The 23,299-nt window shown below is 44.0% G+C and carries 17 protein-coding genes; 1 reads left to right on the top strand and 16 read right to left on the bottom strand.

The annotated features are described in order from the left end of the window. Positions 1–27 precede the first annotated feature (27 nt). The 9 genes from DWX61_RS02990 to DWX61_RS02950 all read right to left on the bottom strand — a co-directional run bounded on the left by DWX61_RS02990 (position 28) and on the right by DWX61_RS02950 (position 12,651). Positions 28–936: a hypothetical protein gene (locus DWX61_RS02990; RefSeq protein WP_118623715.1), complete on the bottom strand. Its 909-nt coding sequence runs from the start codon at positions 934–936 to the stop codon at positions 28–30. Continuing rightward, on the bottom strand, positions 914–2,155 hold the full coding sequence (locus tag DWX61_RS02985) for a serine/threonine protein kinase (RefSeq protein WP_182433935.1): 1,242 nt from the start codon (positions 2,153–2,155) through the stop codon (positions 914–916). The genes DWX61_RS02990 and DWX61_RS02985 overlap by 23 nt, the downstream gene beginning before the upstream one ends. A gap of 275 nt (positions 2,156–2,430) precedes the next feature. Next, positions 2,431–4,197, bottom strand: a complete 1,767-nt coding sequence (gene argS / locus DWX61_RS02980) for an arginine--tRNA ligase (RefSeq protein WP_118623711.1) — start codon at positions 4,195–4,197, stop codon at positions 2,431–2,433. Positions 4,198–4,236: 39 nt separating this feature from the next. Further along, entirely contained in the window at positions 4,237–5,106 is an 870-nt protein-coding gene (locus DWX61_RS02975; RefSeq protein WP_118623709.1) for a DegV family protein, read from the bottom strand. A 256-nt stretch (positions 5,107–5,362) separates the two neighbouring features. After that, a complete protein-coding gene (gene ptsP / locus DWX61_RS02970; RefSeq protein WP_118623707.1) occupies positions 5,363–6,979 on the bottom strand; it encodes a phosphoenolpyruvate--protein phosphotransferase in 1,617 nt (538 codons plus the stop codon). A gap of 195 nt (positions 6,980–7,174) precedes the next feature. Continuing rightward, on the bottom strand, positions 7,175–8,437 hold the full coding sequence (locus DWX61_RS02965; RefSeq protein ID WP_118623705.1) for an ABC transporter permease: 1,263 nt from the start codon (positions 8,435–8,437) through the stop codon (positions 7,175–7,177). Positions 8,438–8,454: 17 nt separating this feature from the next. Then, positions 8,455–10,536, bottom strand: coding sequence for a hypothetical protein (locus tag DWX61_RS02960; protein ID WP_118623703.1), 2,082 nt, complete (start codon positions 10,534–10,536; stop codon positions 8,455–8,457). A gap of 4 nt (positions 10,537–10,540) precedes the next feature. Beyond that, positions 10,541–11,209 (bottom strand): ABC transporter ATP-binding protein, encoded by a 669-nt coding sequence (locus tag DWX61_RS02955; RefSeq protein ID WP_502685118.1) that lies wholly within the window; start codon positions 11,207–11,209, stop codon positions 10,541–10,543. Continuing rightward, entirely contained in the window at positions 11,209–12,651 is a 1,443-nt protein-coding gene (locus DWX61_RS02950; protein ID WP_118623701.1) for an efflux RND transporter periplasmic adaptor subunit, read from the bottom strand. Before DWX61_RS02950 ends, DWX61_RS02955 begins: the two co-directional genes overlap by 1 nt. A 431-nt stretch (positions 12,652–13,082) precedes the next feature. Here DWX61_RS02950 and DWX61_RS02945 point away from each other — a divergent pair, with 431 nt between their 5' ends. Beyond that, complete coding sequence (locus DWX61_RS02945; RefSeq protein WP_118515633.1) at positions 13,083–14,216, top strand: hypothetical protein; 1,134 nt, start codon at positions 13,083–13,085, stop codon at positions 14,214–14,216. Positions 14,217–14,300: 84 nt separating this feature from the next. On the opposite strand, the gene DWX61_RS02940 is transcribed toward DWX61_RS02945, so the two are convergent. The 7 genes from DWX61_RS02940 to DWX61_RS02910 form a co-directional block, all read right to left on the bottom strand. After that, entirely contained in the window at positions 14,301–15,056 is a 756-nt protein-coding gene (locus tag DWX61_RS02940) for a sulfite exporter TauE/SafE family protein (protein WP_173753132.1), read from the bottom strand. A gap of 6 nt (positions 15,057–15,062) precedes the next feature. Continuing rightward, positions 15,063–16,862, bottom strand: a complete 1,800-nt coding sequence (gene aspS, locus DWX61_RS02935) for an aspartate--tRNA ligase (RefSeq protein WP_015524642.1) — start codon at positions 16,860–16,862, stop codon at positions 15,063–15,065. 77 nt (positions 16,863–16,939) lie between these two features. Beyond that, positions 16,940–18,193, bottom strand: a complete 1,254-nt coding sequence (gene hisS, locus DWX61_RS02930) for a histidine--tRNA ligase (protein WP_118608503.1) — start codon at positions 18,191–18,193, stop codon at positions 16,940–16,942. Continuing rightward, positions 18,126–18,761 (bottom strand): HD-GYP domain-containing protein, encoded by a 636-nt coding sequence (locus DWX61_RS02925; RefSeq protein WP_306466225.1) that lies wholly within the window; start codon positions 18,759–18,761, stop codon positions 18,126–18,128. The genes hisS and DWX61_RS02925 overlap by 68 nt, the downstream gene beginning before the upstream one ends. Positions 18,762–18,782: 21 nt before the next feature. Continuing rightward, positions 18,783–20,291 carry a coproporphyrinogen dehydrogenase HemZ gene (gene hemZ, locus DWX61_RS02920; protein ID WP_353652861.1) on the bottom strand — a complete coding sequence of 503 codons (1,509 nt, stop codon included), beginning with the start codon at positions 20,289–20,291 and terminating at the stop codon, positions 18,783–18,785. Beyond that, on the bottom strand, positions 20,284–20,913 hold the full coding sequence (locus tag DWX61_RS02915; RefSeq protein ID WP_118608501.1) for an MBL fold metallo-hydrolase: 630 nt from the start codon (positions 20,911–20,913) through the stop codon (positions 20,284–20,286). The genes hemZ and DWX61_RS02915 overlap by 8 nt, the downstream gene beginning before the upstream one ends. A gap of 22 nt (positions 20,914–20,935) precedes the next feature. Then, entirely contained in the window at positions 20,936–23,161 is a 2,226-nt protein-coding gene (locus tag DWX61_RS02910; RefSeq protein ID WP_502696280.1) for a RelA/SpoT family protein, read from the bottom strand. Positions 23,162–23,299: the final 138 nt, after the last annotated feature.

Below are 23,299 nucleotides of genomic sequence, written 5' to 3'. Positions count from 1 at the left end.
AAATAATCAGCAAGTATGCCTATTGTATCACTGTTTTTCTGGTAAGTCCATGCTTTCATAGTACAGCTTACCGGATTTCACAAAACCCAGGAGTTCTGCTTTCCAGGAATTTCTGCTTTTTTTCGGTAATTCCGCCAGAAGCTTTTTTCCTTGCCAGTAAAAATCACATTCTTTTCCATTGATCCGAAATGAAAGGATCTGGAACGGAATATCCGGACTGATCTCTATCCGGATCCTGTTACCGTCTGTTTTCATTCGGATCACCGGTTTTTGCTCTTTTTCTCTTTTCTTATCCGGCGTTCCTGTTGGTTCTGTCTGATAGTAAGATAATGCCGGATTTTGCTTCTTCTCCCCCTTTGATGCATCTGTTGCTGACTTTCGAACTGGTTTTTGAGTCAACGTTACAGATGGACTTGCTGCCACTGTCTGTATAGGGATCGGTTGTTCAGTCAGTATTGGCAGTTTTGTTGGTATCGGCGTTTCCGTCAGTTTTTCCGCAGGCGTATCAGCTATATCTGCTTCTTCCGGAATATTTCCATTTTCCATAAGGCTTTCTTCCTGAGAACGTGCCTCATCTGTCTGAAAATCTAAATTCCATTGTGCAGACTCCTCCTGATCATTTTCTGATTCTGCCCAGGCAGCGGAATGCTCCTCAGTATTTCCTTCTTCTCTGTTCCAATTACTGTCATCACTTCCTTCTCCTGCATAGCTTTCTTCCCAGTCTTCCGGCAGCTGTCCGGTTCCTTCTCCCACATTCATATCAAATCCGCCGGTATCAAAACTGTCCATCCCTGACACATCAAATCCATAAACAGCATTAGAAGGAATCATCCAGCTGCATAAGACCACCAGAAACAAAACAATACAACAGATTCTCTCACTGGAGATTTCCGTTTCTTTTGGTTTTTGTTGATCACTTTCTCTTCTTTTTCTCATTGATCTCCTCCCAAAGCTTCAGATTTCTGCTCTCACTATCATCCAATAATTTTGCTTTTTCTTTCTTTTTATAATCTTCCCACAACTTTCTGCTGGCCTCTTTCTGACCGGTCCGAATAAGAAACATCCCATATTCTCCGTAGGCCACAGGATATTCTGCATCATACAGAAGAAGATTTTCATAATACAAAGCTGCTTTTTCCGGTTCATCCAAAAGCTCCGCATTACATGCCAGCAGCAGTTCAATACGACGCTGCTGCTCCTTTTCTCCATAATTTCTGTTTAACTTCTGCAGTTTCTTTTCTGCTTCAATACAGCACTTTTTCCGACCTTTTGAGTCTTCCGGATACTGTCTGGCTTCGTAATATAAATCTGTTACTTCTGAGATCACAATAGAAAACTCTTCCGGTTTCAGTGTTCCTGCTATCAAAAGCAGTGTTCCTATCAGAATCCCCGCAGCTACCGCTTCCAAAAATCGTTTTCTCCAGGTGATCGTCCGATATCTGTTTTCCAGCTTTTGGATTTTCTTCTGAACCACTGACATATCTGAATATCGGTATTTTTCCTGTTTTCTGGTACATCGGAACAGAAACCAGAAAAAATCCGGATATAAAATCCACTGCCATTTCTTTTTTCTGCAAAGTTTTTCCAGGGTCTTCCCCAGAGCATAAATATCACTTCCCGGTCTTAAGTAGCCCTGATACTGCTCCGGCGCCGCATAGCCTTTCGTTCCTTCACAAATCTGTTTTATTTTTCCATGATCGAACATGGCACTTCCAAGATCTATCAGATACAGATGCCCGGTTTCAGAAAACATAAGATTATCCGGTTTCAGATCCCCGTAACAGACCGGTGGCTTCCGACTGTGAAGATATTCCAATACTCTGGCAATCTCCTTTCCCAGAGCAAGGATTTCCCGTAAAGAAAACCGTTTCCCTGAACGGAGAAGTTCTCCCAGCGACTGACCCTTGATATATTCCATGATCAGATAACAGTTCTCCCCTGTTTCCACATAATCGATAATCTTCGGTATTGCAGGATATTCCAGATACTGCATGAGTCTGGCTTCTTTTTTCTTTGCGATCGGTATCTCTTTCACTGCACGACAGATACCAAGCTCCATATCTTTTGCCAGATAAAGGCTTCCACCTCCGCCATGTCCAAGTTGTTCCACAATACAATAACGTTCTTTCAGAACATTTCCGATCAGACAGACCACCTTCCTCTCATTTCTGTCAGACAATATTTATGATTACATTTCTTATTGATTTGGGATAATCCGGTGAATTCCGGTTTGAAAAAAATCAGACAACTTATAGTCAGGCAGAAATTCGTGATCTGCCCTCATTTAAGATGAGCTCTATTATAGCACATCCTGTTCCTTTTGCAAAGAACTTTCTATATAAAAAGTCCGCCGAATATAGCAGACAAAAAATGTCTCTTTATCCGGCGGTCTGTCATTATTTATAGTGTTTGTATCTGCAAAACTATACCTTACATACGATCCGGTGCAGAGAATCCAAGAAGATCGATGCTTGTCTCAAGTACTCTTCTTGTAAGCTGGAGCAACTGAAGGAAGGATTCCTTCTGTGCCTGATTCTCTTCGCTTAAGATCTTAGTCTCATGGTAAAAGCTGTTAAATGCATTGGATACCTCATAGATATATGCACAGATCTTATGTGGTGCTTTTTCTTCAAAAGCGTTCTCAACCATTGCTGCAAAGCCGGAAAGCTGAAGCATCAGGTTCTTCTCACTGGCATTGACTGCCGGAAGGATCTTACCTGCACTTAAATCTCCTCCTTCCTGCACATAACGGTTCAGGATCGACTTAATACGAACGATAGTATAAAGGATATACGGACCTGTATTTCCCTCAAAGGATGTAAAGCGGTCAACATCAAAGATGTAATCCTTGGTCGCCTGGTTGGAAAGATCTCCGTATTTGATCGCGGAAAGCCCTACAATCTTGGCAGTATCCTTTGCATCTTTATCTTTTACACTGCGATTCTCCACGATCTTACGATACATTTCCTCATCAATATCTGCGATCAGGTTCTCCAGACGCATAACACCGCCTTCTCTTGTCTTAAACGGTTTACCGTCTTTTCCATTCATGGTACCGAAACCAAGGAAGGAAAGCTTGGTTTCCGGATTTACAAGACCAGTTTTTCTTGCGCAGCGGAATACCTGAATAAAATGCAGCTCCTGACGCTTGTCAACAACATAAAGGATCTCATCCGGCTGAAAAAGTTTCATACGCTCTACGATAGTAGCAAGATCTGTGGTTGTATAGAGAGAAGCTCCGTCTGATTTCAGAAGCATACATGGAGGGATCTCCTTGGTATCATTCTCTTCTTTTACATCTACAACAAGAGCGCCCTGATCCTCATAGGCAAATCCTCTCTTCTTCATATCCTCTACCATATCCGGGATGTACGGCTGTGCATCGGATTCTTTTTTCCAGAGGTCAAAGTCTACATTCAGGTTCGCGTAGTTTCTCTTCAGGTCTGTTACAGATACATTCATGATGTGGTTCCAGAGAGCCATGTATCCGGGTTTGCCCTGCTGAAGAAGATGGGTTGCTTCCAGTGCCTCATTACGGTAAGCCTCATCCTCTTTTGATTTCCCACTGGCACATGGATAGATTTCTTCCAGCTCGCTGATGGTAAACGGTGCCTCTGCCGGATATTCACCGGTAAAGCTGTCATCAAAATATACCAGCTCCGGTTTCCGGTGTTTCAGCTCGGTGATGATCAGTCCCATCTGAAGGCCCCAGTCTCCAAGATGTACATCACCGATCACCTTATGTCCTACAAAACGTCCGATACGCTTGATGCTCTCACCGATGATCGCAGAACGGAGATGTCCTACGTGAAGCGGCTTGGCAACGTTTGGTCCGCCATAGTCGATAATGATCGTCTTCGGATCCTTGGCAGTCTCAACAGAAAGCTTCTCATCCTCTGCCATCTTATTCATGTATTCTGCAACAAATTCCGGTTTCACATCCAGGTTGATAAATCCAGGCTTTACAACTTCTGCTCTGGAAAAGATCCGGCTGTCTGACAGCTGTGCTACCACATCATCAGCGATCATAAACGGTGCCTTGTGATATGCTTTGGCTCCTGCCATAGCACCGTTACACTGATACTCACATAAGTCCGGTCTGTTGGAAACAGTAACTTTTCCGTAGGATGGATCATAACCTGCTTTTTCAAATGCGGCGGAAAGTTCTTCCGCCATCTGTTCCATAATCTTTTTCATGTTTCAAACTCCTCATATCTTTATTTCTGTATTTTATGCTTATAATGTCACTTTTCTTGAACATGCGACTGCAAGGGCACCATAACCGATATGGCAGGCAACACTTAAGGAAAGGGGATCCATATGTATCTCCATTCCCGGAAATACCTCCTGGATCTCTTTTTTAAATTCTTCTGCTTCTTCCAGATTTCCTGCATAAGCAGCCTGAAGACACATCTCACCGTCGGATGCATATTCCTTAAAACGTGTTTCCCAATCATTCTTCATTGCCTTCAGCATGGCACGTTTGGCCTGCTTCTTGCCACGAACCTTAGCATAGGCATCCAGCTTCTCTCCCTGGATCTGAAGTACAGGCTTCAGATTCAGAACTGTTCCGATGGCTGCGGCTGCCGGTGTGATCCTGCCACCTTTTTTCAGATATTTCAAGGTGTCAAGTGTGATATAAATGCTGGAATCGAGTTTCTGATCCGTAAGGATCTTCTTGATCTCTGCGGCACTTTTTCCCGCCTCAGCAAGCATCTTAGCATCCATTACAGACTGTCTCTGTGTTACGGAAATCCGCTGATTGTCCACTACCTGAACACGACCATTATAATCAATAGCAAGTCCCATCGCAGTAGAACAGGATGCACTCAATCCGCTTGACATTGGAATGTGAATGATCTCTTCATAATCTCTCAGCAGTTTGTCCCACAGATCACAGAGATCAGCCGGACTTGGCTGAGATGTAGAGATTGGTTCATCCTTCTTAAGCTTCTCATAAAACTCTTCCTGAGTAAGAGTTACACCTTCAAGATACATTTTTTCATTAATATAAAACGGCATCGGGATCACATAAACGCCAAGCTCTTCTGCCTGTGCCTGTGTGATACCGCTGTTGCTGTCTGTTACAATGGCAATTTTGCCCATTCTTTCTCTCCTCCTGGTCTGTTATCTCACAGTTCAAAGAATTAATGCATCAGCCCTTGATGGACTAATTCTTTGAACTGCTGTAAAAAGCCATGATGTTAGTGTATCATATTTTTTTCTATACCACAATTGGAAATTTTCCATGAAAATCCCGCAGAATATTACCACTAAAAAAACAGCTGCCATACAAATATTTATGCACAGCAGCTGTCACACTATTTATCAAAAATATCCTTATCTATTTATGATCTGTGTTTTATTTCATCTCTCTAACGATCTTTCGAACCGGAAGAACAAATGTCGGAGATACGGACAACTCGTCCAGTCCCATCTCTACAAATCTCTCAGTAAGTGTAGTATCTGCACCAAGCTCACCGCAGATTCCGGCCCAGATACCTTCTTTGTGTGCATTATCCACAACCATCTGGATCATACGGAGAACTGCCTCATGATGGGAATCATAAATGTTGTCAAGCTTTGCATTCTGACGGTCAATAGCCAGTGTATACTGAGTCAGATCATTGGTTCCGATACTGAAGAAATCAACCTCTTTTGCAAGAAGATCACTGATCATAACCGCAGCCGGAGTTTCGATCATGATACCCTGCTCCACGTCATCACGGAACGGGATCCCCTGTTCCTTAAGCTCTGCTTTCACTTCTGCTACAATGGCCTTGATCTGCTTCACCTCTGTTACAGAGATGATCATCGGATACATGATGGAAATATTTCCGAACATGCTTGCGCGGAAAAGTGCTCTCAGCTGTGTCTTAAATACTTCCGGACGGTCCAGGCAGATACGGATCGCACGATATCCCATTGCAGGGTTCTCCTCATGCGCCATATTAAAATAATCGATCTGCTTGTCTGCTCCGATATCCAGAGTACGAATGATAACTTTTTTGCCGGCCATATTCTGAGCTACAGTCTTGTAAACCTGGAACTGTTCTTCCTCTGTAGGATAATCTTCTTTCTCCAGGTATACGAACTCACTCCGGAAAAGTCCGATGCCTTCCGCATCATTGGCAAGCACATTCGCAACATCACCTGTACTTCCGATGTTGGCATAGAGGTGGAGCTTACGGCCGCTCTTGGTAACAGTTTCTTTACCTTTCAGTTCTTTGAGCATTGCACGCTGTGCAAGTTCATCGACACGCATATCCTCATATTTTTTAAGGATCTCTGCATCCGGCTCAACGATCAGATTTCCGCTCTTTCCATCTACGACTGCCATCTTACCGTCCATGGACTCATCGTATTCAATATTGATCAGCGCCGGAATATTCATGGTTCTCGCAAGAATCGCAGTATGTGAGTTAGAAGAGCCTTTTCTTGTGACAAAAGCAAGAACCTTGCTCTTATCCATCTGTACAGTCTCACTTGGTGCAAGATCCTCTGCAACTACGATCACCGGCTCGGATGCTTCAAGCTCTCCATCTCCATGGCCGGAAAGCACCCGTACCAGACGGTCTGAGATATCCTTCACATCAGCTGCTCTTGCTTTCATATAATCGTCGTCCATCTGTGCGAACATTGATGAGAAGTTATCACCAGTTGTTGCAACCGCATATTCTGCGTTTACAGATTCTGTACGGATAATGTTGTGGATGGAATCCAGATAGTCATCATCATCCAGCATCATCTGATGAACCTCAAAGATTGCCGCTCCGGACTCTCCAACTTCCTGAAGAGCCTTGTCATAAAGCTTCTGAAGCTGTGCCACAGCCTGCTCTCTGGCTGCCTCCACACGCTTTACCTCTTCTTCCGGATCCTCCACGTGAACACGTTTAACACTGGCGTCAACTTTCTGGAGGATTGATATCTTACCGATCGCAATACCGGAAAATACAGATTTACCTTCCAAAACCTTCATGAAATTATCTCCTTCTGTTTTAATATTTGCCCACTTATGATGTATTATAGCACATGATCCTGAGATTCTGCTACGATTTTTTTGTTATCTCTGAAAAACCTGTAAAAACTCTATTTATACTTTCTTTTTTTGCCCTATATACAGCAAAAGTGACTAAATAAAGACCTCAGAGTTTCGTAAAACATGAAGGATACTTTATTCACTGCGAAGTGCATCGATCGGATTAAGATTAGACGCCTTTACAGATGGCAGTAATCCAAAGATGAGACCGATCAGCATGGAAAACACCACAGAGCCGATGATAGACGGAACGCTGATGGCTGTTGGTGCTCCGGACACCTGAGACACCACTTTTGACAGGATGATTCCAAGGACCACACCAATGATTCCTCCGATACTGGTCAGCACCGAAGCTTCCGTCAGAAACTGCCCCAGGATCACTTTTTTTCTTGCTCCGATAGCTTTTTTCAGTCCGATCTCACTGGTACGTTCTGTGACAGATACAAGCATGATATTCATAACACCGATACCACCAACAAGCAGGGAGATACTTGCAATCCAGATCAGCTGCTGATTGGTACTTTCGCTGAGCTTCTGGAGATTCTTGACCTTCTCCATAATGTCTTCCGCTTTATATTTAAAGTTCGATTTGTTTTTTTCATTCTGGATCCCTGTATTCAGAATATCCTCTGCTGCTTTTCCTACAGAACTCATATTATCTGTGCTGTCTGCACGGACTGTCACATTTTGCGGCTGATCAAATTTAAATGCAACAGGCCAGGTAGTATCCGGGATCATCACGCTTCCCATGATCGTCTGCGAATATTCCTCGTACTCAGAAATCGTATTGATCTTAGGCATGCTGTCCTCACTCTGAGTGATCACACCTACAATGATATACGGTTCTGATCCCACCTCAATGGTTTTCCCTACAGGGCTCTCACTTCCGAAAATATTCTGTGCAGCATTGGAATCCACAAGAGCAACCTTTCGGTAGCTGTCATAATCTTTTTGTACAAATCCCCGCCCGGACTGGACCAGGTATCCCATCGTTTTCAGATAATTGCTGTCGATCCCGTACACGGTTCCGCCCTGAAAGCTTGTGTTTTTATAATAAACACCGGCAGACTGGCTGCTGTAATAAAATGTAGAACTGATCACATGATCCAAGTCTCCGATCGCCGTTTTCTGGGAATCAGAAATAACCGGCGGTTTGGCCGAGCTTCCGTAAGAACCATAATCCATATCGTATGTACTGTCTCCGTCATAGAGCATAACCTGTACGGTATTGTTTCCGGACCCGATCAGATCTTCCTTGATCTGCTCACTGGTACCTTTGATCGTAGATACAATTGCAATAATAGATGCAATACCAATAATAATACCTAACATGGTCAGAAAGGATCTCATCTTATGTGACCATATTCCCTGAAAAGCCAGGCGTATATTTTCAAACATGAAATTTCTCCTTCCTGTTATTCATTGTACATATCATCCAAAGTCACTTCTTTTGTCTTGGCTCCTTCCTTCACGGCATCACCATATGGGAAAGCAAGAAGATCATCGGATTTCAGACCTGAAGTTACAACTGCATAATATCCGCTGTTCACAATGCTTCCCACTGTGATATGCTGCTTTTTCAGTGTTCCCTTCACGTCTTTGTATACATAGCTAGTTCCATTTTCCGTACGGATAAATGCCTTCATCACAACCAGACTGCCTTTGGCAAGTTTATTTGACTTCAGAGATACTGTCACATAATCCTGGTCGGTAAACTGCAACGAACGATCTGTGATCTCTGCATTAAAGGTGTAATACGATACATTGGGATTAGAATCTCCACCATAATAAGTATTTGAAGAATCCACCGGGTAATCAGACACATTCAGTACCTTCGCCTCAAAGCTGCCGGAATTATAACTGGTACACTGAAGAAGTGTTCCCTCCTTCATCTGATCCAGCATCAGTTCGCTGACCGTTCCGGTAACATAAAAACCATCTTTGCTTTTTACTTTCAGAAAAGCATCTCCATTATAAGAACCTGTGACTTCATCTCCGATGTAAGCAACCGTTCCATCCAGTTTACTTGTTACCAGCTTGTTTTTTACTTTATTCTCCAGCTTGGTGATCTTCAGATTATTTTCCTCAATATCCAGTTTCAGACTTGCGATCTTGTTTTTCTGGATCTTGATCGCATCCTCTCTTGACATGGTCGTGCCATCAGTACCGTCATCTCCATCACCGCTGTCATCCGGTATCTCATTATCATTTTTGTCATATTTGGAAGCCTCATCCAGTGTAAATTCTGTTTCCGCATACATATATACCGGATTTTCAAGAAGACTTCCATCGATCAGATAATATCCTGTACAGGAAAGTGTTCTGTCCTGAAAATCCGCAATAGTATCATTCTCATGAAATTCCAGCTGGAACCAGCTGCCACCTTTCTGGACCACTTTGGTTCCATCCTCACTGTATCCAGCCATTCTGTTAAAAAAGGATCCCATCACCGTAACTTTGCCTTTGGCACTGCTTACAAGAAAAACATAGGGATCTTCTTCCGTACCGGTTCCTGTAAACGGCTGAGAAGTATAGTCAAGTTTCTGATAAAACTCCGGTTCACCATCTGTGATCCCCGGAATTTCCGGTTCTGTTATATTGGGATCAGGAAGTTCATTGGGGCCCAGTGTGGGAGTCGGTGTCGGAGATACCATTGGGGTATCATCTTCTCCGGAACCCCAGTCCGTAGTCTCTCCGTCTGTAATATCATTGGCAGTAGGATTCTGATAAGTCGGATCCATGATCAGATCCTCATCGGATGCAGTTGTATCCTCTTCCATATCCGCTGTGTCATCTCCGGTCATCTGCTCTGTTTCACTGTCCGTCGTTTCTCCGGACGGAATTTCTTCGGTAACTTTCTCTGCGGAATCTTCAATATCTCCTTCTGTATCTGTAAAGGCACTGAGAAGTAATGGCCTGGAGGAAGCCGCTGCAAGATAGCTGCTATCTGCAGTAGCCGCGGAACCGGTAGTTGACTGCATATCCTCGTCTCCGTCACTTCCGGAAGGTGTATCGGTATTTGTCATTTTTCCGTCACTTCCTGTATCACCACCTGTAAGATTCCGGTCCGTATCATCAGTACTGTCTGTATTGTCTTCGATGGGACCTCCATTCTGAAGACTTGTCAGACGGTTCTGTGCTTTGGTCAGATCCCGCTCCTGCTTCTGCAGTTTCAGCTTTGCAATATTCAGTTCCATCTCTACAAGTGTCATATCAAAGGAGATTAGATTATCGCCTTTTTTTACATCATCACCCTGGGATACATATATTTTCTCGATGATCATATCTTTATCCATATTTACATTTTGAGAAACATTTGTGGTGATGGTTCCATCCAGTGTTGTCTCCGAATACCAGTCAGTCTGAAGATTGCTGACGCTGGTTACCGGCACCTCTGTTACCTTGGATTCTTTCACATGCATAAGCCCTGTGTAGATTCCTCCGGCTGCCAATGCCGCAACCAGTACACCAACGATCACTCTCTTCACCACTTTCATTCTATCACCTCTTTTCCTGCAGCTCACCGTCACGGATCATAACAACCCGTTTGGCATGTGCCGCGATCTCCGGGTCATGTGTGATCATCAGCACAGAAACCCCCTCATCGTTCAGCTTCTGAAACAGTTCCATAACCTGTGCTCCCGATTTCGTATCCAGTGCCCCGGTAGGCTCATCTGCCAGCAAAAGCTTGGGGTTGTTTACGATTGCTCTTGCAATAGCCACTCTCTGCATCTGTCCTCCGGAAAGCTGGTTGGGCTTAAAATCTACCCTGTCAGCAAGTCCTACTCGCTCCAGAGCTTTCCGTGCGCGTTCCCTGCGCTCCTTTTTGGGAACCCTTGCATAATTCAGCGGCAGTTCCACATTTGTCAGCGCACTCTGCCTGGGAAGAAGATGAAAGCTCTGAAATACAAACCCGATCGTTTTCAGACGGATATCTGACATCTCATTCTCTGTACATTTGGCAATATCTTCTCCATTCAGGAGAAAAGTTCCCTTGGTAGGTTTGTCCAGGCATCCGATAATATTCATCAGCGTAGTCTTTCCGGAACCGGAAGGGCCCATGATCGCCACATATTCTCCCTCCTCCATGGAAAAATCTACATCTTTCAATACAGGTACAGTCATTTTCCCCTGTTGATAATCCTTATATATTCCTTTTAAATCCAAAATCATTCTGTCGGCGCTCCTTCCATCGGAACAAGGTCATCTCCCGAAGAAATATCGTCTGTCGCATCCATCATGTCACTGTCTCTCGCTCCATCTTCGATCATTTCAGGCTCTGAGCCATCACTTTCCGTGTATGCAGAATCATCAGAACTTTCATCATCCTCAGAATCATCCCACATAGCCGCTGTAGTCTGATCTGCAGTACCTTCTGCGACAGACATACCTTCTTTCAGCTCATCTGTCGGAAATGCGATCTTATCTTTTTCAGAAAGTCCGTCTGCGATCTCATATTCCCCAAGATCTTCATCATACTGTCCTAATATGACATCTCTCTTCTCCAGCTTGTTCTGACCGTTTGCGATCCAGACATATGGGCTGTCTGTATCCGCATCCACGATAAAATAATCGTTCAGCCAGATACCGGACTTCTTCTCATCCTGTCCTTCGTCCGGTTCAATATACACATGCTGCCCCAGCATCAGACCCTCAGATGAATCCAGATTCACATAAAACGGATAGGTACTGGATGATGTCTGATCATCACTGGCACTGGACATTCCGAACATTGCCATATCCGAATTGCTGTTGCTGGTAGAATTATCCATGTCAACAGAACCCATGGTGCCCTTCCAGGTTTTTGAAGAATCCACTCTGGAACGGATGATCACAGGTGTCCCCTCTATGATCGAATCACGGTTTATTTCATTTACCGTTCCCTTTACACGATAAGCGCCTGTGCTCAGGATCGTGATAAATGCATTGCCGGAACCGTTTCCGGAACTGGAATCTGTGGAATCCGCCGTGCCTTCTGTTAACGTATCCTCCACGCCATTAGAATCATCACCACCCATCTTGGAGGTATCGATCTTCTGGATCACTCCATCGATCTCACTGCGCACCTCGGTATTCTGCGTTGCCTGGGAAAGCTTATCGATCTCTGCCTGTTTGCTTTTCTGATCATATTCATTCTTCTTGAGATTCATTTTCTGTGTTTCGATCTCTATTGTATAGGAAAGCTGATTATCCGCTGTAGCTTTCTTTTTCTCAGCTTCCAGTGTAGTGATCTGATCAGATATACTTAACTGTTCGTTTTTCAGACGGTCCAATGCCAGCTGTGCTTCCTGAAGACTCTGCTGGATACTTCCAAGATCATACTGAAAAAGAAGCTGCCCTTTCTTGACTTCCTGGCCGGTCTTTACCTGAACTTCTTTTACCTTTCGGCCGCTTTCGATCTTTATCTGAACCGTTTCCTGCGGTTCCACAACACCTGCATATCGGTTTTCCACTCCGGAATCCATTTCCGAAAGCTTACTTATCTTTGTTACATATACAATATCACTGCCTCCTGAGGACCCTGCATGATGTGTATAATAATACCATCCACCTGCTCCGATACCGGCTGCAAGTACAAGGACTCCAAGTGCGATCAAAATACGTTTTTTCATATCTGTCCCCTTTTCTCAGCATCATACTGAAACTATCTGTTGCTTCAAACATCATAGCAGATTCACCCTGAAAAGAAAAGTCCCTGAAGAAAACGATGTAGATTTCACAGATTTTTCATAAAAAAAAGTCTCCTTCGTGGCCAGGAGACTTTTTTATGTAATAATGATTATTTAACTGTCCTTGTTACAGTCTTGTGATTAGCCAGCTTAACAGTAACTTTTACAGTATATTTGCATTTTTCAGAATTTTTTTACTAGGTTTTACAGTTAATACCTGATATTGGGTTGTTCCGAACAGAACCATAACTGCAAGCATAATAACTGCAAGTTTTTTTCATTTTTCTTGATTTCTCCATTTTTGCGATATTTTGACTTTCAGTGCTTTATCTGCTAGAATATTAAATATAACTTTTTTGAAAGGAAAGAACAATATGAAGACAGTGAAACATCTGCTGGCTTTCTTGATGACCATTCTTCTTGCAGTTTTTTTATGTGGTTGCTCCCAGTCGGCCAAAGATCATGCAGAAAAGGCAATCAAAAAAGATCTGGATCTTCTTAAAAATCTGGACTCTGAAACAACCATGCAGTACATATCCTATCAGGAACTGTTTCCGGATTCTGATGACAGCACAGAGCTTTCTGCTGATATAAAGGAAGTATTTTCTCTCTTCTTTCAGAATTTCAATTACAAAATCCTGGGTATATCCGTTGATAGTAACGGAAAAAATGCTTCTGCGCAGCTTAAGCTTACTACTCTGGACGCTGAGACTCTTGCCAGTGATTTTGTTTCTGCAAGCCTTCAGGAAGAAATACTGGAAACCGCCTCCGGTAAAGAAAATGATAATGGGAATTCCCTGGAGCAGCGTTATCTGCTCCTGTACAAGCTTCTCAAGAATAACACGTACAGTTCTGTAGAACGTAATACTTCCATCCAGCTAAACAATCTTGGATCTTCTTCAGAACCTGACTGGGAGATCACGCACAGCTCCTCTCTCGAAAATGAGCTGGTCGGTGGCCTTATCACCTATCTGTCCGATCCTGATCTTGTGCCGCCTGCCGAAACGCTTACCGTCTATCTGAAAACACTTCAGGAGATGGATGTACAGCAGATGGCTAATTATCTGGGGCTGGATTCCATTCTGAACACTTCAGATTCGGCAAAAAATGCCATTGCTTCTGCCCTTATGGAACAGTTTCACTCCTGTTTTAACTACAAAATATCAAGCACCTCTGTTTCCGGATATCTTGCTGAGGTGGACGCAGAGCTCACCACATTTGACAGTGATTCCATTCTTACACAATACGAAAAAGAATTGAATACTTATCTGGCTTCTGCTGATGCAGTGATCGATGGTTCCCAGAAGCGTTACAACAAATCACATGAACTGCTTCTGGACAGTATCAGAAATAATCAGGCAACCATAACTGCTACTGCTACCTTCCATCTCATAAATGATGGTGCATCCTGGAAGCTTGAGAATGCCGGTACCGAACTTGGCAATGCTATCTTCGGGACACTTACCGCTTCACCGGTTCCTGAAGATTCTGCCGAAGATAACGAATAAAGGATAAAAGCAAGAAAACCCGTGAATATCTGCTTTCTCTGACAGGAAAGCGTGATCTTCACGGGTTTTTTATATTCTTCTTTTTTATATTCCGGATATGATCTTTATAAAAAGCAATGCAAGGACTATAAGAATAATAGGCCGTATGATCCGGCTTCCGTTTTTCATCACCATACCTGCGCCGGTATAATGTCCTGCGATCGAGAACACTGACGCTGCAATTCCAAGCATGATCACAATTTTTCCGCTGAGCAGAAACACAACAAGAGCCGCTACATTGGAAGAGAGGTTGGTAACCTTCATGGTACCGGAAGCTTTTGCCACACTCATTTTTCCCAATCCTGTAAACAAAAGCAAGAGAAAAGTTCCTGTTCCTGGTCCATAAAAGCCATCGTAGCATCCTACAGCAAGAGAGCATACGGCACAGAGCAGGATCTGTTTTTTTCTGGCGATCTCGCCACCCTTCTCATCCATATTTTTCTTGCGCAGCACATAAAAAGCAACCACCGGAAGAACCGGGATCAGCATATAACGCAGGAGTTTATCACTGGCTATAAGAGCAAGGTGAGCTCCTATGGAAGATCCCAGGAGTGCCATTGGAATACATGGAAGCACCAAGAACCAGTCCACAAATTTATTTTTGCACAAACGGACAGTTGAGATCAATGTTCCTGTTGCTGATGACAGCTTGTTGGTGGCAACAGCATTATGTACAGGAACTCCGGCCAAAAGATAAGCAGGCAGGGAGATCAGTCCTCCCCCGCCTGCTACAGCATCTACAAATCCGGCAAGAAATACAAGTGGACAAACGATCAGAAATGTATATATTGTCGGCTGCATGATCTTTTATTCTTCCTCTTCTTTCTGCGGCTCAAGGTCAAGTCCCAACTCATGAAGCTGCGCCTCACTTACCTGGCTAGGGGACTGAGTCATCAGACAGGATGCATCCTTAACCTTCGGGAATGCAATAACATCACGGATCGTATCTGCCTTTGCCATAAGCATAACAAGTCTGTCAAGGCCATATGCAAGTCCTGCGTGTGGCGGAACTCCATATTTGAAGGCATCCAGAAGGAATCCGAACTGCTCATGTGCAGCTTCTTTTGTGAAGCCAAGTGCCTCAAACATTCTTTCCTGAATATCATCCTGATGGATACGCACGCTGCCGCCGCCAATCTCATTTCCGTTAAGAACGATGTCGTATGCTTTTGCGCGAACCTTTCCCGGATCTGTGTCAAGAAGCGGAAGATCCTCCTCCATAAGCATGGTGAACGGATGGTGCATTGCTGTAAAACGATTCTCCTCCTCGCTCCACTCAAGAAGCGGGAACTCTGTTACCCATACGAAACGATACTCATTTTTGTCTAAAAGATCCATCTGTTTTGCAAGCTCAAGACGGAGTGCTCCCAGTACATCGTATACCAATTTTGTCTTATCTGCTGCGAAAAGAAGAAGATCTCCCGGCTTACCGTCCATAGCTTTTACAAGAGCATCCATCTCTTCATCTGTCATAAACTTGGCGAAAGAAGACTTTCTGGTTCCGTCCTCTGCAATGGCAATGTATGCAAGACCTTTTGCACCATAACCTTTTACGAACTCAACAAGCTTATCGATCTTCTTTCTCGGCATTGCGCCCTGACCTTCTGCATTGATACCACGAACACTTCCGCCGTTCTCAAGCGCACCTGTGAACACACCAAATCCGCAGTCTTTTACGATATCACTGACATCATGAAGTTCCATACCGAAACGCATATCCGGCTTGTCGGAACCAAAACGATCCATAGCTTCCTGCCAGGTAATTCTCTGGATCGGAAGTTTTACATCGATATCCAGGACTTCTTTGAACAGGAATGCAAGATATCTCTCGTTAACATCGATAACATCGTCTACATCAACAAAGGAAAGCTCCATATCAATCTGTGTGAACTCCGGCTGACGGTCAGCACGAAGGTCCTCATCACGGAAACATCTTGCGATCTGGATATAACGATCAAATCCGGAGCACATCAGAAGCTGCTTGTACAGCTGCGGTGACTGTGGAAGGCCATAGAAGCTTCCCGGATGAACACGTGATGGTACCAGATAGTCTCTGGCTCCCTCAGGAGTACTCTTTCCAAGCATCGGTGTCTCGATCTCAAGAAATCCCTCTTCTGTAAAGAACTGTCTTGTAAGCTGAGCAACCTTGCTCTTCATCATGATATTTCTCTGAAGATCCGGTCTTCTTAAATCAAGATAACGATATTTAAGGCGAATCTCATCTTTTGTCTTGCTATTCTCCTCGATCGGGAATGGAGGAACATCTGCCTCAGCAAGGACACGGAGGGATTTTACACGAAGCTCGATCTCGCCAGTTGCAAGATTCTCGTTTACTGCTCCTCCACGTTTCTCTACGGTACCGGTTACAGCAATAACAAACTCACTACGCAGTTTACCGGCTTTTGTAAAACCTTCCTCGTCAATGCTGCCATTCTCAAAAATCAGCTGCATGATCCCGGAACGGTCACGAAGGTCTACAAATACAAGACCTCCTTTATTTCTGGCTTTTGCCACCCATCCCATTAATGTTACTTCTTTTCCGACCATCTCTGTGGTCACTTCTGCACATCGGCAGGTTCTGTGCAGTCCCTGCATGCTTTCAGCCATCTCTTTATCCTCCTCTGACTATTTTTTCATAGTCATTTTAATTTACTCTGCTATCTCCGTTTTCAGACGGGGCAGTTTCAGTCTCTGTTGAAAAATTCTACATACTCTGTATAACCATCTGCTGCCAGCTGGTCTTTCTGGAATTTTTTGTTCTTTTTCATGATAGAGATATTGATCTGTGTACCTGCACTTCTTTCCTCAGTTGCCTGTTTCAGGATGTTCAGAAGCTTGTCTGCCGGCATGTTCTTCTCGATCAGATATGCTTTCTTGCCATTCTTGGTTGGAATCTCATAGCCTCTCTCAAGAAGCAGCATAACGATTCTCTCAAATCCAATGGAGAAACCACAGGCACAGGTATTATTTCCTGTAAATTTACCGATCATCTCATCGTAACGTCCGCCTCCACCAACGCTTCCGCCGAACTCATCCATGGAAATCTCAAAGATCGGACCTGTGTAATAGGACATTCCACGTACCAGTGTAGGATCAAAGGACATTTTGAAGTCTGCTGTTTTTACAGATTCTACAGTATTGATGATAGTTTCAAGATCCTCTGCAATACCTGCATCCAGAACATCAGAAAGTTTTTCTTTAATATAACGGACACCCTCAACATCGTTGGTGATCTCACGGAAAAGTCCAAGATAAGTGTCAATACTCTCTTTAGCAAAGCCCTCTTTCTCAAGTTCCTCTGCAACTCCCTCGATGCCGATCTTATCCATCTTGTCAAGAATAATAAAGACAGTATCAAAGCTCTCTGTCGGGAATCCGCTGTACTGAGCCATTGCCTTCAGGATTCTTCTGTCATTGATACGGATAGTAAAGTTATGGAAATCCAGTTTTCCAAGAAGTGTTGTTGTTGCAAGTACAAGCTCGATCTCGGCAAGATAGGTCGGCTCACCCAGGATATCGATATCACACTGCATAAACTGACGGAAACGACCTCTCTGCGGACGGTCAGCTCTCCATACATTTCCCATCTGAAGTGCCTTAAACGGAGCCGGAAGCTCGTTTGCATTATTGGAATAATATCTGGAAAGCGGTACGGTCAGATCATAACGAAGTCCGGAATCTGTCAGATCATTCTCTGTTTTTGCAGTATCCAGTTTCAGTTTCTCGCCTCTCTTCATGATCTTGAAGATCAGCTTTTCATTTTCACCGCCCTGCTTGCTGCAGAGATTCTCAATATGTTCTACACAGGGAGTCTCGATCGCGGAAAAACCAAAGGTTCCATACGTCTCTCTGATCATATTCATCACATAGTTACGGATTGCCATTTCCTTCGGTAAAATGTCCTTCATTCCTGTAACCGGTTTCTTTTTTAATGCCATAGTTTCCTCCTTTATGAATCACCCTCTGAAATGCAAGAAACACCTGCATGTCAAAGTTTTTAATCTCATCGATCATCAGTCTTAAAACTTCATCTTTTTCCAGAGCTTTCCGATATGGTCTGTCCATACTCAAAGCCGCATATACATCACATACTCTCAGTATCCTTGCACCCATAGGGATATCCTTTCCGCTTCTGTTGCTGGGATAACCACTGCCGTCAAAATTCTCATGATGATAAAGAATACTTTCCAGAACATAATCGGAATATCCCTGGTCTTTCAGGATCTCATAACCTAATGTGGAGTGCATGCGGACATATTTCAGTTCTTCAATGACCATCGGATTCTGCTCTTGGCCATTAATGTATCCTTCCAGCTTCAGCTTGCCTATATCATGGAGCATTCCGGCAATAGCCAGCTGATAGCATTCTTTCTCACCAAGACCAAGCTCCTTTGCCACATCATAGGCAAGGTTACTGACAACAGTTCCATGTTTCAGCTCTGCGGAAAGATCCATTTCCAGGATCCGGTCCTGCGTAGTTTCACTTATCTTCTGTACGCTTTTCAAGGATCCGTCTCTCCTTTCCGTCTACAGCCATTTTGCAATGCCCTCGCGTTTTCTCTCGATCATTTCATCGATACGTGTGATATAATTGACAACATCCTTCACATTCTCCACACGCTCAATGCGCTGTCCGTGATCAAACACAAGCTTGGAGGAACCACCTGCACCCAGTGCGATGATCGGCTGCTTTTCCTCCATAATCAGTATATTGTAAATCCCTGCTTTGTCAACCTCAGAATACCCGACATTCTCAAAATTCCCCTTCATATTCTTCTGTCTGTACAGATAATAGGGGCCCATTCCCATCTCGTAGGCAGTTTTCATAGTCAGATTCATGATCTCCTGATTGTTTTCAAAGGTCATCTCCTGGTATTTATCACGGAAAATATTCAGTCTTGCTGCACGCTTCACAGCAAGAGAATGTACGGTCAGGCTGTCCGGCCCGAGGTCTTTTACCTCATCCAGTGTATGCTGCACTTTTGTGATATCTTCGCCGGGAAGACCCACGATCAGATCCATATTGATATTGTCGAATCCGGCTTTTCTTGCCAGATGAAACGCATTCTTTGTCTGTTCTACTGTATGACGTCTACCAATGATATCCAGGGTTTCCTGATTCATGGTCTGTGGATTTACGGAAATCCTGGTAACCGGAAACTCACGGATCACCTGAAGCTTTTCCAAGGTTATACTGTCCGGTCTTCCTGCCTCAACCGTAAATTCTTCCAGCTCCTCACAGGGAAAATATTCTGTGATCGCGCCAAGAAGTCTCCGAAGCTGATCCGGCTCCAGCGTGGTAGGTGTTCCCCCGCCGATATAGACCGTATCCAGCTTCCGGTTTTTCATCATGCCGGAAACAGCCCGGATTTCCTTTACCAAAGCATCCAGATACGCCTCCACATATTTACGCCATCTCTCCAGCGGATAGGAACTGAATGAACAGTACAGACAGATACTCGGACAGAAAGGAATGCCAACATAAAGGCTGTAACCGTTTTCATAATCAATGTTTTTCAGGATATCCCTCTCACGATTTGCGATGGTAACCGCAAGAGCTGTTTTCTCCGGACTTACCAGATACTGATCTCTCATATATCTGGCGATCTCCGTATTTTTCATTCCGGACTCCAGCATTCCCATAGCCATTTTCACAGGACGGATGCCTGTAAGATTTCCCCATGGAAGTTTCTTGCCTGTAGCTTTGGAAAGCATCTGATACAGGGCGTATTTGATCGCGTCTTTATTTTTTCTGCGGATATCATGGGCATCATTGCAAGAAATAAGGGCATCCGAAGCTTCTCCACTGGATTGCCCTTCTATCACAGCCCCATGAGCTGTTTTTTTCTCTATTCCGTTGTTGTAACTGATGGTATACCCTTCTTCATCACGTGAAACCCGGAAGCGGATATCATAATCCGCATCATCCTCTTCATAAAGAGAAATGATCTCATTCCCGGGATAAAACGCTTTGATCAGCTCATACACATCATGCTCAAAATCTCTGTTTTGAAACAAAATTCCAATCTTATACAAATGGATTATACCTCTTTTCGTAACCAATTGTTGTGGATGCGTCATGCCCCGGAAATACTTCTGTATCCTCCGGCAAAGTATCCACAAGCTTGTGAAGGCTTCTTACGATCTCAGCAGAACTTCCGCCAGGAAAATCGGTTCTTCCCACAGAGCCGCAAAACAATGTATCTCCGCTGAAAAGCACACCCTCTTCTTTGATATAATAGCAGCAACTTCCTTTGGTATGTCCCGGTGTGTGGAACATCTGAATGGAAAATCCGGCCGCTTCGAAGATCTGCCCGTCATCCAGAAGGACATCCGGCTTAATTGAACAGGCACTTCCATAAACAGCAGTCATATTTATCGTGGGCTCTGCCAGCATTGCTTCTTCCTGCCTGCATGCATAAACCGGAATCTGATATTTTTCCTTCACTTTCTTTACAGCCATGATGTGATCAAAATGACCATGTGTCAGAAGGATTCCCACCGGTTTTCCCTGCATAAGAGATACTTTCTGAAAAACTTTTTCTGCATAGTCTCCCGGATCTACGATCAGCAGTTCTCCGGTCTCTTTATTTTTCAAAAAATAGCAGTTGGTAAACACCTGGCCCAGCACACACTGCTGCATTTCAAGTTTACTCATAAAAATTCCTCCGTTTATCGGGTCAGCCCGTTGTTCGCTCTACATCAAGAACACTTTCAACCTGACGGATCTTTTCGATCAGAGAATTCAGTTCCTGTTTGCTGCATACATTAAAGGACATGGAAATCGTGGCGCGTTCCTGCTTGTTGGTACGGCTGTTAATGGAACGAAGATCGATCTTCCTCTCTGTAAAGATCTTGGAGATATCCACCAGAAGTCCGGTACGGTTATTTGCGTAAACCTGGATCTCAGCTTCGTATTTCTCGGAATCCGCTCTGTCCGGCATCTGCCACTCTGCTTCAATGAGACGTTTCCTGTCAATCTCAGGCATGTTGAGCACATTCACACAATCTGTACGATGGATGGTGATTCCCCTTCCTCTTGTTACAAAGCCCACAATCTCATCTCCCGGAATCGGACTACAGCATTTAGAAAATCGAACTGCCACATCATGGACACCTTTTACTACAATACCACTCTTACTCTTGGCAATATGAAGCTTCTCCTGTGATTCGGAAGCTGCCTCCAGAACCTGTTCATCTGTAAGATTCTTCTTATGCTCCCGCTCATAGGCTTCTACCAGCTTGTTAAACACCTGACCTTCTTTCAGGCCGCCATGTCCGATAGCTGCCAGTACAGAATCCCAGTCTCGGAAACCATATTTATGCATTACCGATTCCATATACTGTGGCTTGGTATATATGCCTAGTTTAAAGCCCTTGGTCTTGGCATACTGATTCAGCATGTCCTTACCCTTCAGAATATTATCTTCCTTCAGTTCCTTCTTAAACCACTGGTTGATCTTATTCTTAGCCTGTGTACTCTTTACGATCTTCAGCCAGTCACGGCTGGGGCCCTGAGAATTCTGGGAAGTTATGATCTCAATACGGTCACCGTTTTTGATCTTATATTCAATAGGAACAAGTTTGCCATTGACCCTGGCACCTACCATCTTGTTTCCTACTGCACTGTGCACACTGTATGCAAAATCAATAGGTGTAGAGCCATTGGGAAGCGTTTTTACATCTCCCTGGGGAGTGAAACAGTAAACACTGTCCGCAAAAAGATCCAGATCATTTTTCAGAAGGCTCATGAACTCCCGGTTATCAGACATATCACGCTGCCACTCCAGGATCTGGCGCAGCCAATTCAGCTTCTCTTCCTCGCTCTTTCCAGGTTTCTTACCATCGGAAGTTTCCTTATATTTCCAATGAGCTGCAATACCGTATTCTGCGGTTTTATGCATCTCAAATGTACGGATCTGGATTTCGAAAGGCTGTCCGTTAGGACCAATAAGCGTTGTATGCAGAGACTGATACATATTGGCCTTCGGCATTGCGATATAATCTTTAAATCTGCCGGGGATCGGCTTGTACATCTCATGGATAACACCAAGAGCTGCATAACAGTCCTTCACAGTATCTACAATGATACGTACAGCAAACAGGTCATAAATCTGATCAATGGTTTTATCCTGATTGACCATCTTCTTATAGATGCTGAAGAAATGCTTCACGCGGCCATCCACCTGTGCCCTGATGTTGGCATCCTCCATATGCTGCTTTACCTGTTTCACGATAGAATTAACAAATTCTTCACGGGCGCTTTTGCGAAGAGCAACCTTTTCAACCAGATCATAGTAGACATCCGGCTTCAGATACTTAAGAGAAAGATCATCCAGTTCCACCTTGATCTTGGAAATACCAAGCCGCATAGCAATAGGCGCATAAATATCCATGGTTTCCCTTGCCTTCTCCTGCTGTTTCTCCGGTCTCATATACTGCAGGGTACGCATATTATGAAGACGGTCTGCAAGTTTGATCAGGATAACGCGGATATCCTTAGCCATTGCAAGGAACATCTTTCTTAAATTTTCAGCCTGAACCTCTACCTTATCCTTAGAATATGACAGCTGACCCAGCTTGGTAACACCATCTACCAGAAGTGCTACCTCAGAACCAAATTCCTTTTCTACTTCTTCATAAGTCATCCAGGTATCTTCTACCGCATCATGAAGAAGACCTGCCACTATGGTCTCCTTATCCAGTTCAAGATCCGCAAGGATGATCGCAACACAGAGAGGATGAATGATATAAGGTTCACCGGATTTACGTTTCTGATCCTTATGTGCCTCACTGGCCACTTTATAGGCCTTTTCGATCATGGAAATATCTGTAGACGGATGATATTTCTTCACACTTTTTATCAGCTCCTGATAAAGAATCTCAGGGCTTGTAAAATCATGCATGGATTTCACCGCCGCATCTGCCTTCCGGACAGACTCTCTTTTTTCTTCTTCCTTCTGTATCTCAATGTTTTGTTTTTCCGTATTTTTTGTCTCTGCCATTAAATCCCACCTGCCTGTGCACAATTTCATACTGCCGTA

This window comes from Ruminococcus sp. AF20-12LB (genome assembly GCF_003478985.1).
In the GTDB taxonomy this organism is placed as follows: Bacteria; Bacillota; Clostridia; order Lachnospirales; family Lachnospiraceae; genus Blautia_A.
Note: the sequence above shows the minus strand (reverse complement) of the source record. Positions and strands in the feature narration are given on the sequence as shown.

Coding starts and splice junctions, on each gene's coding strand:
- DWX61_RS02990 (WP_118623715.1), bottom strand. CDS start 936: ATGAGAAAAAGAAGAGAAAGTGATCAACAAAAACCAAAAGAAACGGAA.
- argS (WP_118623711.1), bottom strand. CDS start 4,197: ATGAAAAAGATTATGGAACAGATGGCGGAAGAACTTTCCGCCGCATTT.
- DWX61_RS02975 (WP_118623709.1), bottom strand. CDS start 5,106: ATGGGCAAAATTGCCATTGTAACAGACAGCAACAGCGGTATCACACAG.
- ptsP (WP_118623707.1), bottom strand. CDS start 6,979: ATGAAGGTTTTGGAAGGTAAATCTGTATTTTCCGGTATTGCGATCGGT.
- DWX61_RS02965 (WP_118623705.1), bottom strand. CDS start 8,437: ATGTTTGAAAATATACGCCTGGCTTTTCAGGGAATATGGTCACATAAG.
- DWX61_RS02960 (WP_118623703.1), bottom strand. CDS start 10,536: ATGAAAGTGGTGAAGAGAGTGATCGTTGGTGTACTGGTTGCGGCATTG.
- DWX61_RS02950 (WP_118623701.1), bottom strand. CDS start 12,651: ATGAAAAAACGTATTTTGATCGCACTTGGAGTCCTTGTACTTGCAGCC.
- DWX61_RS02945 (WP_118515633.1), top strand. CDS start 13,083: ATGAAGACAGTGAAACATCTGCTGGCTTTCTTGATGACCATTCTTCTT.
- DWX61_RS02940 (WP_173753132.1), bottom strand. CDS start 15,056: ATGCAGCCGACAATATATACATTTCTGATCGTTTGTCCACTTGTATTT.
- aspS (WP_015524642.1), bottom strand. CDS start 16,862: ATGGCTGAAAGCATGCAGGGACTGCACAGAACCTGCCGATGTGCAGAA.
- hisS (WP_118608503.1), bottom strand. CDS start 18,193: ATGGCATTAAAAAAGAAACCGGTTACAGGAATGAAGGACATTTTACCG.
- DWX61_RS02915 (WP_118608501.1), bottom strand. CDS start 20,913: ATGAGTAAACTTGAAATGCAGCAGTGTGTGCTGGGCCAGGTGTTTACC.
- DWX61_RS02910 (WP_502696280.1), bottom strand. CDS start 23,161: ATGCATGATTTTACAAGCCCTGAGATTCTTTATCAGGAGCTGATAAAA.